The organism is Arenicella xantha, assembly GCF_003315245.1.
Classification (GTDB): Bacteria; Pseudomonadota; Gammaproteobacteria; order Arenicellales; family Arenicellaceae; genus Arenicella; species Arenicella xantha.
The window spans coordinates 93,730-108,515 of the sequence record NZ_QNRT01000004.1 but is presented as its reverse complement, the minus strand read 5'-3'; the positions used below and the strand labels follow the sequence as shown (position 1 = coordinate 108,515).

Genomic DNA, 14,786 nt, shown 5'->3' with positions numbered 1-14,786 from the left:
TAAATACCACCACTTGCCTCACAAGTTAAGCATTAAGCAGTGATCGGAAATAGGCCACAGTGTGTTGTAGGCCGGCTTCCAATTCTACTGTTGGAGCCCACCCTAAAACTGACTCAGCGAGTGAAATATCTGGCTTACGTTGCTTAGGGTCGTCGCTTGGCAAATCGAGTTGAATAATCTTAGACTCTGTACCGGTCTCGGCAATAACCGCTTTAGCAAGCTCCATAATAGTAAATTCGTTGGGGTTACCAATATTAATCGGGCCAGTAACTTCGTCACCCGTTGCCATCAACCGAATCATGCCCTCAACTAAATCATCGACGTAACAAAATGACCGAGTCTGAGACCCATCGCCGTAAATCGTAATCGGTTCACCTTTTAATGCCTGCACAATAAAATTAGATACGACTCGCCCATCATCAGGATGCATTCGAGGGCCATAAGTATTGAAAATACGCATCACTTTTATACGTAATTGATGCTGACGATGATAATCGAAGAATAAGGTCTCGGCGCAGCGTTTGCCTTCGTCGTAACAAGAGCGTATGCCGATGGGATTAACATTGCCCCAATAAGACTCTACTTGCGGATGAATACTAGGGTCGCCATATACCTCACTGGTAGACGCTTGCAATATTTTAGCACCTACGCGTTTGGCCAAGCCCAACATATTGATCGCCCCATGCACACTGGTCTTGGTGGTTTGGACAGGGTCATGCTGATAGTGAATCGGTGACGCAGGACACGCTAGATTATAGATTTCATCAACCTCCACATACAGCGGAAAGGTTACGTCGTGCCGCATCAACTCGAAACGAGGATTCTCCATTAAGTGCAATATATTGCTCTTGTTGCCTGTGTAATAGTTATCTGCGCACAAGACCTCATGGCCGGCATCCAATAACCGCTCACATAAATGTGAGCCAAGGAATCCGGCTCCGCCAGTAACAAGTATTTTTTTTGTCATAATCTAATCAAGTTTAAGTCAGTCACGTGGCTCCGTTCGTACTCGTTTTTTCCGAGACGATCGATATTTTATCGATGGTGCAGCAAACACCATGGCCATTATTACAAAGAAGTACAGTCTGATGGAGAGTATCTGTAAATTGAAGTCAAAGAATGATTGCATTAGTGCCGCAACCACCACCACCAAGCCCGCAATCACCGCACTGCGAATCACTGGACTCGTGGCTATTCTAAGCAAATGCAGAGCTCGAATTAGCAAGAGTGCGATCACCGAACTCCACAGGATCAAACCTACCAACCCTTGCTCAAGCCAAATATGCAAAAATTCATTATGTGCTTGGTTATAAATTAGCGGTCGCAACTCTTCATTACCCCTAACCATTTGAAATACCGTAGCGTAACTATTTCCACCATATCCAAGCAGCCACTCATGCTTAATAACAGCCAATGTGGTAGCCCATTGCTCACCACGCTCACCTAAAGAAAGAACACGAAAATCAACGCGAGATAACAACTCAAAGCCAAAATAGAAAGTGAGTATTCCGATTCCGATAAACACGCCAATAAGCGCCTTTTTATGTTGTGCGAGTATGGTTTTAAAACCACCCGAGACCATTAGCACTAACGTAAACGCAAGGCAAAACCCAAAGAACCCCGCCCTCGATTGCGACAATAAAAGTGCGACCAATCCAAGGACCAGACACAGCAGCGAAAGCCACTGACCCGAGGCAAGCTGTCTCAACAACACCAATCCAATACGGCTATCGCTCGATGACATCCACAGTTTGTATTGCAAAGCGAGTGCCCCGCACATGCTTAAGCTAATGAAACTGGCAAAATGATTGCGATTAATAAACCATGCACGAGCCGCGCTGTAATGACCGTCGATCTGTGCCGTATCCATTAAAAACACATCACTATATTTTGCCACGATACCCACCGTAGCGTGTATAAGCACGGCCAGCGCCAATGTCATTAGCAACTGATTTAGCCGCCGCTGAGTCGTGAGCAAGCTAAGTGTAAGCAGGAAAAAACTGCCAACTAGCAGTTCACTCATCAACAACAATTGAGTTTGTTCAGGAACAACGCTCCAGGTAAGGTCTGGCGCAAACCAGGACACACTGCTAGTTAAGGAGCTATCTATACCAAACAAAAGCTCTTGCGCGTAAGTACTGTAAGGCACCCATGTCTGTAGCCACAGCCACAAATACGAAAGCACAAGCACCGCAAGCATGTACTTAGCAGCAAGCAACGCTCGACGGTTATGTTGCAGCCCGAGCAATATCAGCATCAATTGGAGCATACAAATCAGATAGAAGGCGGCACTGAAAGCCATCCAAGACGTAGAATCAAAAAAGTCTTGGATAAATGACGCAGTCAACAACATGGCTAAATAGCCAAACCAAACCCCGGCATTAAGGGCTTTAGACCAGATACTTAGTTTCCCGTACGCTGACTTTTGCATTACTGAGTATAAGGATTGGTAACGCCGGCCATGGTAAATGCCGCGTTTAGCTGGTCGAGAGATACTCCGGCTGCCCCCAAAACAGTACCGCGGTGCGTCTCTGTAGGTATATTCAGTAGCTCGTTCCGACACATATTCGGTAACACGTTTTCTAGCGCCGCAAAATTAACCACACAATGATGAAGAAGCGCCAAACGTTCCTTCAAATTCCATTTACCCAGTATTAGCGCACGCTTTACAGCAAATGCATATTCTTCGTTTGCACTACCAGCATCTAACTCTGCAAAACTTAAACGCCGCCACAGTGCGTAACGGAAAGGCTGCTCATTTAGCATTTTTCGCAGCACATTAGACTGTTCAGCAGCAAGCTCGCGGCGCTCACTCGCCCACACCATAAAGCCCAACTGCTGATCAAGCTCGAGCATCCTAGCTTGGTCTACAACATCAGGGGTATTCACCACATAAGGGTTCATATAGGAGTTAACTAAGCCAACATCAGTCGATGCGAAACTCGTATAAGCCGCGAATGCACTAAAAGCCAGCCAACTACAAGCGCATAAGCCGATGATCAGAGACGCAGATTTCACCAATCGATTGGTCGCTATTGGGGAGTCTGCCATTGTCTAATAGCTATACCTGCTTAACTCTCTTTTGCAGCGGAATCTTCGACGTATGCATAAGCACCGTAGCCGTAATAACCACCATAATAAGACGAATGAGCCTTTTTAATATTAGCTTGAGTCAGTATTAGCCCAGCCACCGGAACCCGACTTGCATTCAACCGCTTAACTGCATCGCGTGCCATGTGAAAAGTAGTCTTATCAGATTGCACGACCATTAATAATGCGTCGCTTAAGCGACCCAATACTACGGCATCACTAGCTGGCAGTACTGGCGCTGTATCTATAATGATGTGCTCAAACCGCCCCCGCAAGTCTTGCAGTATTTGACGAAACCGATCGCTAGCAAGAAGTTCTAATGGGTTCGGAGGAGTCGTGCCCGAATTCAAAATAAACAGATTTTTTTCGTCTTTATCTTGTCGAATACAGTCTGACAACTCGACCATGCCTGCGACATAGTCGACCAAGCCATAAGGCGTATCGGTCTCGATAATATGCTTGATCCTAGGGCGTCGTAAATCGGCATCAATTAGCAAGGTTTTTCCTTGTTGCGCATAAGATAAGGCAAGATTCGACGCCAAGGTTGTTTTACCCTCACTCTGCACCGACGAAGTAACCACCATTACATGCGGCGGGTTATCGACGTTACTGTAAGTTATCCCGGTGCGTATGTGGTTGATCGATTCTGAGAAAACGGATCGTTTGTTGTCCAGATAGTGGCGCTCTACTGCTTTGGTATCCTTACCTAATGACTGCAGAATTCCAAACAAAGGAAGCCCCAATTTTTCCTCAAGCATTCGACCGGTCTTGAACGTCGAATCCAACTGCTGCCTTAAAAAGGCCAACATAATACCGAACATCAGGCCACCGAGAGTCCACATCACAATAATTCGGTTTTTCTGTGGGTAAATCGGCCCACTTGGCGGCAATGCTCGATCGACAATACGGGCACTGGCGACCTGTGAACCAGAAGCTGAAATATCAGCTTCCTTAAATTTTGCTAAAAACGCTTCATACAACTCTTGGTTGACCTGCACATCTCGCTCTAAACGAGCCAGCTCAACCTGTTTCTCTCGACTGGAGGAAATAGACCGAGATTTACTATCGAGGCGCTGTTTAGCCGCTAACATCTCTGCGCGCGCTTCAGTGATTTTGGGATGACGCGCGCCATACCGCTTAGCAAGTTCATCTAGCTTGGCGCGTGCACCATTGTATTCGGCATTTAGCGTTTGTAGTTCAGAGGTGGTAATTTGAGCGCTACGGCTGGAATCGAGCAAGTTTTCTTCAACTAAAAAGCGCTGCAAATTAGACTGAGCCTGATCCAGACTTACCTTTAAACCATCAATCCTCTGCGATAACCATTGCGTGGTTTGCTGAGACCGGCTTAACTGTGAATCTAAACCTAGATCGATGTAGGCACTGACTAGCTCATTGGCTATTTCAGCCGCAAAATCAGGATTGATCGATCTAAACGACACCTGCACCAAATTAGTTTTTTCGCCACCACTAACACTAACCCCAGACTGAATGATACCGGTCAACCAGCGACGCTTCTGTTCTTTCTCTTTAGCCGTTAAGTCAATTTTAGTCTGAGGAACTTTCGGCTCATCCACTAAAGAAATACCAGTCAAGCGCGTAAACTCACGTGTCAGTGAGCGAAAAATACTGGGCGATAGCAATAAAGATTGTACCGACTCACGCTCGACCAACTGTAACTGATCAACCACTCGCTCGGCCACCGAACGACTTTTTAATAATTCGTATTGGGTCTCGTAAAAACGATATGCAAACGGGTCAAACACATTGCTTTGACCGCCTCTAGACGAACTCGGCTCAACCGCCATCGTCAGGCGTGCTTGATATACTGGGGTTTCTGATACCGCCTTAAATACACCGGCCAGACAGCCGGCGATCATAAACAGGATAATTCCCCAACGATTCTCATGAATCGTCTGCCACAAATTAGCCAGCGATACAGATAAAGCATCTGAATCGGAGGTCGTCGCAGCTCCAGCACCACCACCAAAAAATTCTTTTACCGTGTCTTCAGCAGACAGATTAGCGCTAACGTTACTATTCAAATTTGAGCTCATATAGTTAGAACCAACTTGCGCCCACGTTGATCACATCACCAGGCTCGACCGGGGTAAATAGCTCAACTCGTTTCATTTCGGTGGGCTTTTCATTTTCTTCCGTCCCAGCATAACGAGTAATCGATACTTTACGTTTCGACGCCCGCAAACTAAAGCCACTGGCTAATACAATGGCTTTCTCAACCGTCAAACCGCGGCGATAGATATATTCACCAGGCTGTTGTACCTCACCGTGAATATAGATAAATGATTCACCAGCTTGGCCATACTCTTCTGTCACACTTATTACGTCTCCAGACGCAACTTCAAATGTGCTGTCAATGGCTAGATCCTCGACGATGGTGGCGCCATCACGGAGAATACTAACTCCATTTTGCTTAGCGGCGGCCTTACTGCCACCAGCCAACGCAATAGCCTTAGCGACAGTCAACCCTTCGGTGTATGGAAACGCGCCGGTAGAGTTAACGCTACCGCGGATAAAAATAGGCCTATAGCTAAAAATTGTGACTGACAATCGAGGGTTTTTAACGTAGCCCTGCTCTAATAATTTCTCCATTTCGGATTCAATCATCGCCGTGGTTTTACCGGCAACAGTCACTGGCCCGACCAACGGAAACGAGACTTGACCATTTTGCGGAACACGCACATTTTGAATACTTAAATCGGGTTCACCAAACACCAATAGCGAAATTGCATCGCCTGGCGCAATTCGGTGTGAACCCGCATTGAAGGTAGGCTTACTCGCAGGCGATTTGGCGGTGTTCGACAAGTCAGCTTGAGTACGGTTAATAACGTTCGACGCATTCGCCTTTACTGTTTCGCCTGACTCAGCATCACTCGCCTGTCCTTCTCGAACGGCCACCGTAAAATCGGCGGGCAACAATACTTGCAGAAAGCCTGCGTATCTTCCGAGAATGCTACTTTGGTAGCCATTTTCAAGCTGATACATAACCCGTGACTGCGAACTAGGCCGGAGCCTCACATTTAAAATGTCTGCAGCCACCGTGGCGACATTGCCCTCAGTACGGACATAGTCTTCGCTAATCCAGCCAGGCACTGTCGGTTCAGTGAATTGTATCGAGCTCCATTTACGCCCCGCGGACACTAACACTTGCTTAGCACTCGCGGGCACATCAGCAATTTTTTGATACGGCTTGGTCAGATAAACGGACAACAGTTCGATCTGTTTAATCTCAGGTGCTTGTTGAGCGTGCGCCTGCGCTGGCATCAGCGCCAATATACCAAGCGCTAAAAACAGCCGAGCTATATAAAGCACCGTCGCACGTAAGACAGGTTGAAGAGTTGGAGATTGCACCACTTGAAACACTGGATACCTATACATTTTCTTAGCTCATGTTACTAACATAAGCAGATTACAAAACTCGGCGTCAGAGCCGGCGCGATTAACAACTGAACGCAAACAATAGCGCCCTGAGCCATGCACAACGCCGTGAGGCACCGCAACTTACACCACCGAAACAGCAAACTAGATCATTATTGAGTCGACATTAGTGGGCTCATTTAATATCTAGTGGCAACATGGCCTATGTGGCAGTTACGATTACTGACTCGGGCCAGTTTTTTTGGGGTAATCAAACGAGGCGGGCTCGATCTCTCGTTGTTTTGAGCCACCGAACCACGACCGCAAGTCTGACTTCAAGCGCAATCCGAAATAGGCGTCTTGATAATCCACATCAGACAAATTTGACTCACGCTCGATTTCACCGTAGTACAAACCGGCGGTTAACCAGCTACGCCAGAGGTAGTCAACGCCAATACCCCAATCGGTAAAATTATCTTTACGACCGGTATTGTAGTCGTCGTCGCCCCATTTTGAATAGACATCAACAACCCAACGAGGTGAGAGACTATGCGTCCAGCCGACACCAACAAAGTCAGTTTCGTAGTAACTTGACTGAGCGTCACCCGGCTCTTCGACTTGTCGAGATGCCGCTAACTGAATATTCGAAAACGCACTCAGAGAATAATTCAGGTTGGCATAATAGGTGTCGCTATCGTAATCCTCAACATTAGGATCAACGAAATCTTTTTCTGATTGACCGACACCAAGCACACCACTTAACGCACTCGATGGCTTCCAACGTAACCCAATAAGGTAATCAGTTTGCTCACTATCAAGCGTGTTTAAAATACTAATGTAGTCCGTTTCAGTGTATTGCACGCGACCAAACAATGAAGTTCGAGCACCGAATTGCCAATCAACGTCGAGGTGCACGGAATCACTTTCGCGATCACGCTCTCGCGCACTTTGACGAAGCAATTGATCGTCGCTATCAAAGGTTGTTTCGACACGCTCAAACCCTAACACGCCTTTTAATACTCCAAGCTTACGACCGTAGGCCAAGTCCGCGCCAAAGGATTTATATTCCAACTCCTCTGGGCCAGCATTTAAACTGTCAGCATCAAATAGAAAGAAATCACGACCACCGGATAGTCCACGCTCCTCAAAAGATTCTCCGAAACCACCGAATAAATCCAGGTCCCAGCGGCGGCTTAAATCCAAACCAGCTTTCGCAAACAGGCCATTCGATTCAGCATCTTCTTGTTCGATGTCTTGATGAAAAGTAAACGTACCATTGTAGGCAGCGTAAAACTGGTGGCGTCCGATATTGGTTCTGTAGGCCAAACTCGGATCTACCGTGATCTTAAGATCTTCTTCCTGAAAGTCAGGTCGACGCCGAACGTTGTCATGATCCGATACCGTTACCGCAACCGCCGGATAAAAGTCATTCAGCAAATCTAACGGTTGGCTCAAACCACTATCACGAACGATCGATGCATTTTGATACGAACGGTACGTATTCGCCGCCGGCGTTAAACCTTTTGACGCTACTTGTGCCGACGCCGCAGATACCCCAGTTAACCCAATTCCAACACTTAGCAGCGTGGCGCAGGTGACTCGATTAATTATCATAGTAGAAGCTACTTTTAGTTTGAGCAGGGTCATCTCAGATGCGCCATTAAAAACATTATTACTAATCATGTTGGTGTCTTATGGTCGCTCAGTACAAGGAGGTGAAGCGCATAGCGGAGGAGGCGAAATTCCGCCACCGCCATTGAAGCGGCCAGGGATTCTTGCGTTACCGGTAATCGAATCGATTAGCACCTGTGGTCGCTTAAGAAACGGTTTCACACGATTATTATCAATGTAATAAAACACAATCGGCAATTCCTCGACGCCCAAGGCGTTAAGGGCCGCAACCAAATCTGGACGATTTAGAATAATACCTTTACCAACAATTGCTTTTAGAGTCATCGGCGAACCATCACTCGGATCCACATACGGAAAAGCTTCCTCGCTACGCGGGTCGTCCCAAGTGGCATATTGGCTGGTTTCATTTAGTAAACCTGACGAACTACCTTCACCTTCGCCATCACCAGAGCCGATAATAACGGCAATGAGTGAAGTATCAGTGACAGAGTAATTTTCGGCTTCGGCTAATAATGTTTGCCATGCTTCAGGTTCAAAATCCTGCTCTTCAGGAATATCGAACACATCATAAAACTCATCGATATCCGCTGCGATATGATATTCACCGGTCTCCCACTCAGGGGCAGGCGTTAACATCAGGCCACGCTCCATATATGCGCGCTGAACGCCTTGAATTGTGGCCGGATATTCCTCACCTAACTCATCAGCTGAACGTTCGTTCACCCGATTAAATATAAACACCACCGGCACCATCGCATTTTTATCGGCCGCTAACGCGCGCTCAATCCGTTGCTGACTATCAATCAACACCGAACCATTTTCTTCATATAGCGAAATAAATATCGGGCGACTCGAGACATCTTGAGTGGACCGTGACTTGTACCAACTGATATTTTTTTTGGGCTCGCGTAAACGAACTAACTCGGCCGCTGAAGCTAGAAAGTGATACTGACCTTCAATCCAGTCCGGCGCCGGCCCGAGCACACGTCGATCGTCAAAAAAACGTTCCATAACCTCGGCAACAGAGTACGGCTGCGTCTCATCGTCTCGTTCGAGGTCATCCAATTCGTAAGTATTGTAAACATACTGAGGCGCATCGGGGATGAGCGGTAAAATTTCAACGGCCGACGCAGCCAAATCACGCCCTTTATTCGGTTGATATCGAGCAGCAGCTTGCAGAACTGTCTCAACGTCGAGGCCCATCGATACGGCAGTAAGAAAAACCAATATTGATGGTGTATCTTTGCTTAACAAGCGCAACACTTCGAGGCGTGTCGGAGTACTTGCTTCATTGTACATAAGCGCGCCGAACTCAGTATCCTCATAATCCTGACGAGGCACCGATTGCTGCCAACCTTTTACAAAGTAGTCACTGTCATTGTCAAACTCGCTCTCCTCAATAGGTTTGACCTTATAGCCATCATCATTGAGCACTGGCGGCGTTTGTTGCGCAGAAGCTAATGGTACAGCCAATGCGGGCACCACGGCCAACATTAAGCAAGCTCGCTTAGCTAATCCAGCTGAATTACGCAGACATGCGCGAAACCAAGGCGTCACTCGGAACACCTCGACTTGATTTTCATTGCCCAACCGCACAGACGCTTTCATCGAAAACACCCTTGAATACAAAGTCACCATAGAAGGCCTATATTTTTTCAAAACACACAAAATGCTGCAAGGTCACTCTCAGTCGATTAACGCCAACCCAGCGAATCAACTGCAGCCTATACAGCCACAACCCAACACGACACTCTTGTTTTCCGGCTATCAACAACCTGACCCAGACGCCGTAAAACACCCCTATCCGTTGATCATACCAAAAAGCTCGAATAATGAATAGTTTACGGCAATTTAGAGCGTTTTATTGAAGTTGTTCGGCAGCAAAGCGGTTTTTTAACACTGATTGACAATCTCAGACGCAGAAAACCCAACCGTTAAAGCCAGTTCAGTGAACAACTTAATTAGCTTCCCTATTACTATTTAGGCAATACGCTCCAACCCGCCCATGTAAGTACGCAACACCTCTGGAACCACAATAGACCCATCGGCTTGTTGATAATTTTCCATAATTGCTAATAAGGTACGACCGACTGCTAAACCCGAGCCATTCAATGTGTGCACTAATTCAGTCTTCTTTTCTTCAACTCGATAACGAGCAACCAATCGTCGAGCTTGAAAACTCTCAAAATTACTGCAACTTGAAATCTCACGATAAGCATCTTGACCTGGCAACCAGACCTCCAAATCATAAGTTTTGGCTGCTGAAAAACCCAAATCGCCACCACACAAAATTACTTTACGGTACGGTAACTCCAAGCCTTGCAAAATAGCTTCTGCATGGCCGGTCAACTGTTCCAGCGCAGCATAAGAATCCTCTGGCTTAACTATTTGAACCAGCTCAACTTTTTCGAACTGGTGCTGACGAATCATGCCGCGCGTATCGCGACCATAACTGCCTGCCTCTCGACGGAAACACGGTGTATGCGCAACCATTTTCATTGGTAGTTGCTCAGCATTTAAGATTTCATCGCGAACAATATTGGTGACAGGCACCTCGGCCGTTGGAATCAGGTAATAGCCATCTTCCGCTTGGGTAGCAAATAAATCATGATCACCGAACTTGGAAAACTGGCCAGTCCCCATCAAGCTTTGTTGATTAGCAAGATACGGAACATAGACCTCTTGGTATCCATGTTGGGTTGTGTGCGTATCCAACATATATTGAATTAGAGCACGATTCATGCGCGCGAGCTGCCCCCGCATTACCACAAATCGCGGCCCCGCTATTTTGGTAGCCGTTTCAAAATCTAAGGCCTCAAGCGCCTCACCTAAATCGACATGATCTTTAACGTCAAAATCAAACGTTGGCACGGTGCCCCAACGCGAAATCTCGACATTATCATCTTCTGATCGTCCGGCCGGCACCGACTCATGCGGAATATTCGGCATAACATCGGTAATCGCCAAGAGTTGTTCTTTAACGTCATCCAACTCCGACTGCGCTTGCTTCATGCGCTCAGCGAACGAACTCACATCGGCCATAATGGCGGAGACATCACCGCCCTGCGCCTTAACCTTGCCGATCTCTTTAGAGCGAGCATTACGCTTCGCCTGCAGCTCCTCAGCTTCTACTTGAAGTGACTTACGCTGAGCTTCCAACGCTTGGTATGCCTCAACATCTAGGTCGTGCCCCTTTAGCTTTAAGGCACTTGCCACTGAGTGAATATCGGTACGCAATAATTGTGGATCTATCATGTTTTATAGAAATAAGTTAGGCGTGTTTTGCCAGCATCAAACCCAGCAAACACATTGAAATTCCGAGAATAACTTGAAGCGCAATATAAGCAAATGCTTTAACTTCAGCCCCGTGCTCAAACATCATCAAAGCCTCTAAAGAGAAAGCTGAAAAGGTTGTGAACCCACCAAGAAAACCAGTAGTTAAAACGACTTGCGTCTCAGGCGAAACCGGCCAACGGTGCACCAACACCCAAGATAAGTAACCGATTAAAAAGCATCCCACGAGGTTTGCAATAATTGTGCCGAATGGTAGCGCAGACCATCCTAAATGAACAGTCAGCCGAGTCAGCAAATATCGCAATAAAACGCCAGTACCACCGGCCAACATTATTGCCAAATAAAACATATAGTTAGCGACCAAACGCCTACTGGACGACGTCGACATCACTCGACAGGTCGAGCTTAAAAGTGCCTGTAGGCAAGGTTCGATTTGCCTGTAATTTCGACAACACTAAGCGTGTTTCATTGCCTAACGCATCGGTCAGCACAATGGTATTTAGCTTGCCGGCGTTAAATCCTATCATCAGCTCCTGATAACCTGCATTTTCATCTTTCGGCTTAAGCGCAACCCAACTCAGGCCATCGGTCAAACCGTAGTCAACAATAGTGAAAAGCTTATCGAGTCGATCGCCCGCTTGCACTAACGCCATGGTCGGCACTTGCTGGACCGCTTGATCGAAACTGCGAATCGTTGCGGTCGCCAAATCAGGCTCATAAAACGTGATCGCAACACCGTCTGAAACGATTTGCATGCCTTGCTCGAGGTCTGGATCATCACTTTTATAGTCCCAACGAAACCGACCTGGCCGCGATAACGAAAAAACACCCGAACTGAACTCGAGTGTCATACCACTTTCATCCGTGACTCGTTGTGTAAAATCAGCCTGCAGAGTATCGACATCAGCGAAGAAGCTTCGCAACATTGCCTCAGAAGCCAAGCTCACAACAGACCACCCAAATCCTACCGCCAACACCAGCGGCACTACTAACACTTGACGAACATTTAACATGTTTTCAATTCTCATTTATTCAGTCTTCCACGGGAGGCGGAGCGAGCACCTCACGACGACCATTGTCTTCAGCCGCGGTGATAACGCCTGTCATCTCCATGGTCTCGATCATACGCGCCGCACGGTTATACCCTACTCGCAACTGCCGCTGGACCGATGATATGGACGCTTTGCGCGTGCGAGTAACGAATTCTACCGCTTGATCGTAAAGGGGGTCGTTTTCTGGATCATCGTTAACCGCATCGTCACGAAACGCACTCGGCAAGGCATCATTCACCTCTTTGGGCGCACTCAAAATACTCTCGTCGTACTCAGGTTCGCTTTTACCTTTGAGTGAGGTAACCACACAATGCACTTCTTTGTCAGACACAAAACTGCCGTGCACTCGATCGGGCAGACTGGTGCCCGGCGGCAGATACAACATATCCCCATGACCTAGCAACATCTCTGCACCCATCTGATCGATGATGGTGCGTGAGTCCACCTTGGACGATACTTGAAACGCGATCCGGGTTGGAATATTAGCCTTCAACAGACCCGTAATAACATCTACTGACGGCCGTTGGGTCGCAAGGATTAAATGCACACCCGATGCGCGACCCTTTTGTGCCAAACGAGTAATCAGCTCCTCAACTTTCTTACCCACCGACATCATCAGATCAGCCAATTCATCAATAATAACGACCAAACAAGGTAGTTCTTGCAGAGGCTCTGCTACCTGCCCTTCACGTACCATAGGGTCTAGAATCGGCGCGCCAGACTCTTCGGCTAACTTGACCTTACGATTGTATCCAGCAAGATTTCGAACTCCTAATTCCGACATCAGTTTATAGCGGCGCTCCATTTCAACGATACTCCAACGTAACGCATTCGCCGCCTCACTCATATCGGTGACTACTGGGCACAATAAGTGCGGAATACCTTCGTAGACCGACAACTCCAGCATTTTTGGATCGATCATAATCATACGCACTTGCTGAGCTGTCGCCTTGTAGATCAGGCTTAAGATAAGTGCGTTAATACAAACTGATTTCCCCGACCCAGTGGTTCCAGCGATCAGCACGTGAGGCATTTTCGCTAGGTCAGCGATAACCGTTTTGCCGCTAATATCTTTACCAAGCACCAAGGCTAGCGGCGAGTTCATGTCTTCAAACTGACTCGACGACAAACCTTCAACTAAACGCACTATTTCACGCGATTCATTCGGAATCTCAATCCCTAAATACGATTTCCCTGGAATATTTTCTACCACTCGCACACTCATCGTAGACATCGCCCGAGCCAAGTCGCGCGCTAATCCCACAATGGTGGCTGCTTTGATACCTGGCGCCGGATCTATTTCGAAGCGAGTGATCACCGGCCCTTGGTGCACGCTCACAACTTCTACGGGCACATTAAAATCAGCTAATTTCTTTACCAACAGCACTGACAAGGCATTGAGTTCCTCATCAGAGTAGCCAAACACTTGTGGTTCTGGCGCATCTAGCAGCGATAAAGCCGGCAGCGCATCATTAGAACTATGCATTGCATCAAACAAGTTCGCTTGCTTTTCTCGCTCCATGCGCCCGCTGTCATCGCTTATTGCGGCGGACGGTGCGATTTTGGGCATAATCGTCGGTGCTACTTTGACTTTTTCTTTAAGCTCGGTCACCGTCTCTTGCCGCACAATTCGAGCCTTAGCGCCAATTTCACGATCCTGCTTTTCTTCACGTTGATCACGAAATCGCTCAACCATATTGAAGATGCCCGCACCGATATTGTCCATTAAGCGGAACCACGATAAACCGGAAAATATTGTTACCCCAATCAGGAACAATGTAACCATCAATAACGTTGATCCAATTTGACCAAACATTTCGACTAAACCACTGGTTAACCAGCCCCCAAGATAGCCGCCAGCATTAAAGTGCTCGTCAGCGGCCCAATGGTTAAAATGTAAATTCTCTAGACCACAGCCGCCCATCACAGTTATCAAAAAACCTGTGGCAACCAATACTCGCTTTAGATAGGACGGCTCCTCTGTGCTATGACGATGACGAAAATAGTTGATTCCAATCGCCAAGATCATGATTGGAACGAGAAATGAGATATACCCAAAGCCGTGCAACAACATATCGGAGAAATTAGCACCAAACTGGCCGCCTAGATTGCTGACTTCGCGACCCGACCCGCCACTGTGCGACCAACCAGGATCAAGCGGACTGTAAGTCAGCAAAGACAATAGTGCGTAAATCGACAAAAATGCGCTGACAACGACGCCTATCTCCGAGCTCAATTCCTTGACGCGCGGTGATAACAACCCCTGCTCTGTTTCTTTGATTTGTTTTCGTTTAGCCTGTGGCATGCTCGTATATCTACGTTGTTTGCGTCTAACTGGAACGT

11 protein-coding genes are annotated in these 14,786 nt (G+C 47.2%); all 11 read right to left on the bottom strand.

Annotated features, from left to right (window positions below; all coding sequences use genetic code 11):
• Positions 1–25: 25 nt before the first annotated feature.
• Positions 26–970, bottom strand: a complete 945-nt coding sequence (locus DFR28_RS14145; RefSeq protein WP_113955031.1) for an NAD-dependent epimerase/dehydratase family protein — start codon at positions 968–970, stop codon at positions 26–28.
• Positions 971–985: 15 nt separating this feature from the next.
• On the bottom strand, positions 986–2,431 hold the full coding sequence (locus DFR28_RS14140; RefSeq protein ID WP_113955030.1) for an O-antigen ligase family protein: 1,446 nt from the start codon (positions 2,429–2,431) through the stop codon (positions 986–988).
• Positions 2,431–3,051, bottom strand: coding sequence for a hypothetical protein (locus tag DFR28_RS14135; RefSeq protein WP_113955029.1), 621 nt, complete (start codon positions 3,049–3,051; stop codon positions 2,431–2,433). The genes DFR28_RS14140 and DFR28_RS14135 overlap by 1 nt, the downstream gene beginning before the upstream one ends.
• A gap of 20 nt (positions 3,052–3,071) precedes the next feature.
• On the bottom strand, positions 3,072–5,132 hold the full coding sequence (locus DFR28_RS14130; RefSeq protein WP_170132111.1) for a GumC family protein: 2,061 nt from the start codon (positions 5,130–5,132) through the stop codon (positions 3,072–3,074).
• Positions 5,133–5,148: 16 nt separating this feature from the next.
• The gene (locus DFR28_RS14125; protein WP_113955027.1) at positions 5,149–6,486 is read right to left on the bottom strand and encodes a polysaccharide biosynthesis/export family protein; all 1,338 of its coding nucleotides are present in this window, start codon (positions 6,484–6,486) and stop codon (positions 5,149–5,151) included.
• 219 nt (positions 6,487–6,705) lie between these two features.
• Positions 6,706–8,148, bottom strand: a complete 1,443-nt coding sequence (locus DFR28_RS14120) for an outer membrane beta-barrel protein (RefSeq protein WP_113955026.1) — start codon at positions 8,146–8,148, stop codon at positions 6,706–6,708.
• A 9-nt stretch (positions 8,149–8,157) separates the two neighbouring features.
• Positions 8,158–9,705: a hypothetical protein gene (locus DFR28_RS14115; protein WP_113955025.1), complete on the bottom strand. Its 1,548-nt coding sequence runs from the start codon at positions 9,703–9,705 to the stop codon at positions 8,158–8,160.
• A gap of 372 nt (positions 9,706–10,077) precedes the next feature.
• A complete protein-coding gene (serS, locus tag DFR28_RS14110; RefSeq protein ID WP_113955024.1) occupies positions 10,078–11,352 on the bottom strand; it encodes a serine--tRNA ligase in 1,275 nt (424 codons plus the stop codon).
• Positions 11,353–11,368: 16 nt separating this feature from the next.
• Positions 11,369–11,779 carry a fluoride efflux transporter CrcB gene (crcB, locus tag DFR28_RS14105; protein WP_113955023.1) on the bottom strand — a complete coding sequence of 137 codons (411 nt, stop codon included), beginning with the start codon at positions 11,777–11,779 and terminating at the stop codon, positions 11,369–11,371.
• Positions 11,760–12,419 (bottom strand): outer membrane lipoprotein periplasmic chaperone LolA, encoded by a 660-nt coding sequence (lolA, locus tag DFR28_RS14100; protein WP_113955022.1) that lies wholly within the window; start codon positions 12,417–12,419, stop codon positions 11,760–11,762. The genes crcB and lolA overlap by 20 nt, the downstream gene beginning before the upstream one ends.
• A 4-nt stretch (positions 12,420–12,423) precedes the next feature.
• On the bottom strand, positions 12,424–14,748 hold the full coding sequence (locus tag DFR28_RS20010; protein ID WP_113955021.1) for a DNA translocase FtsK: 2,325 nt from the start codon (positions 14,746–14,748) through the stop codon (positions 12,424–12,426).
• Positions 14,749–14,786 lie beyond the last annotated feature (38 nt).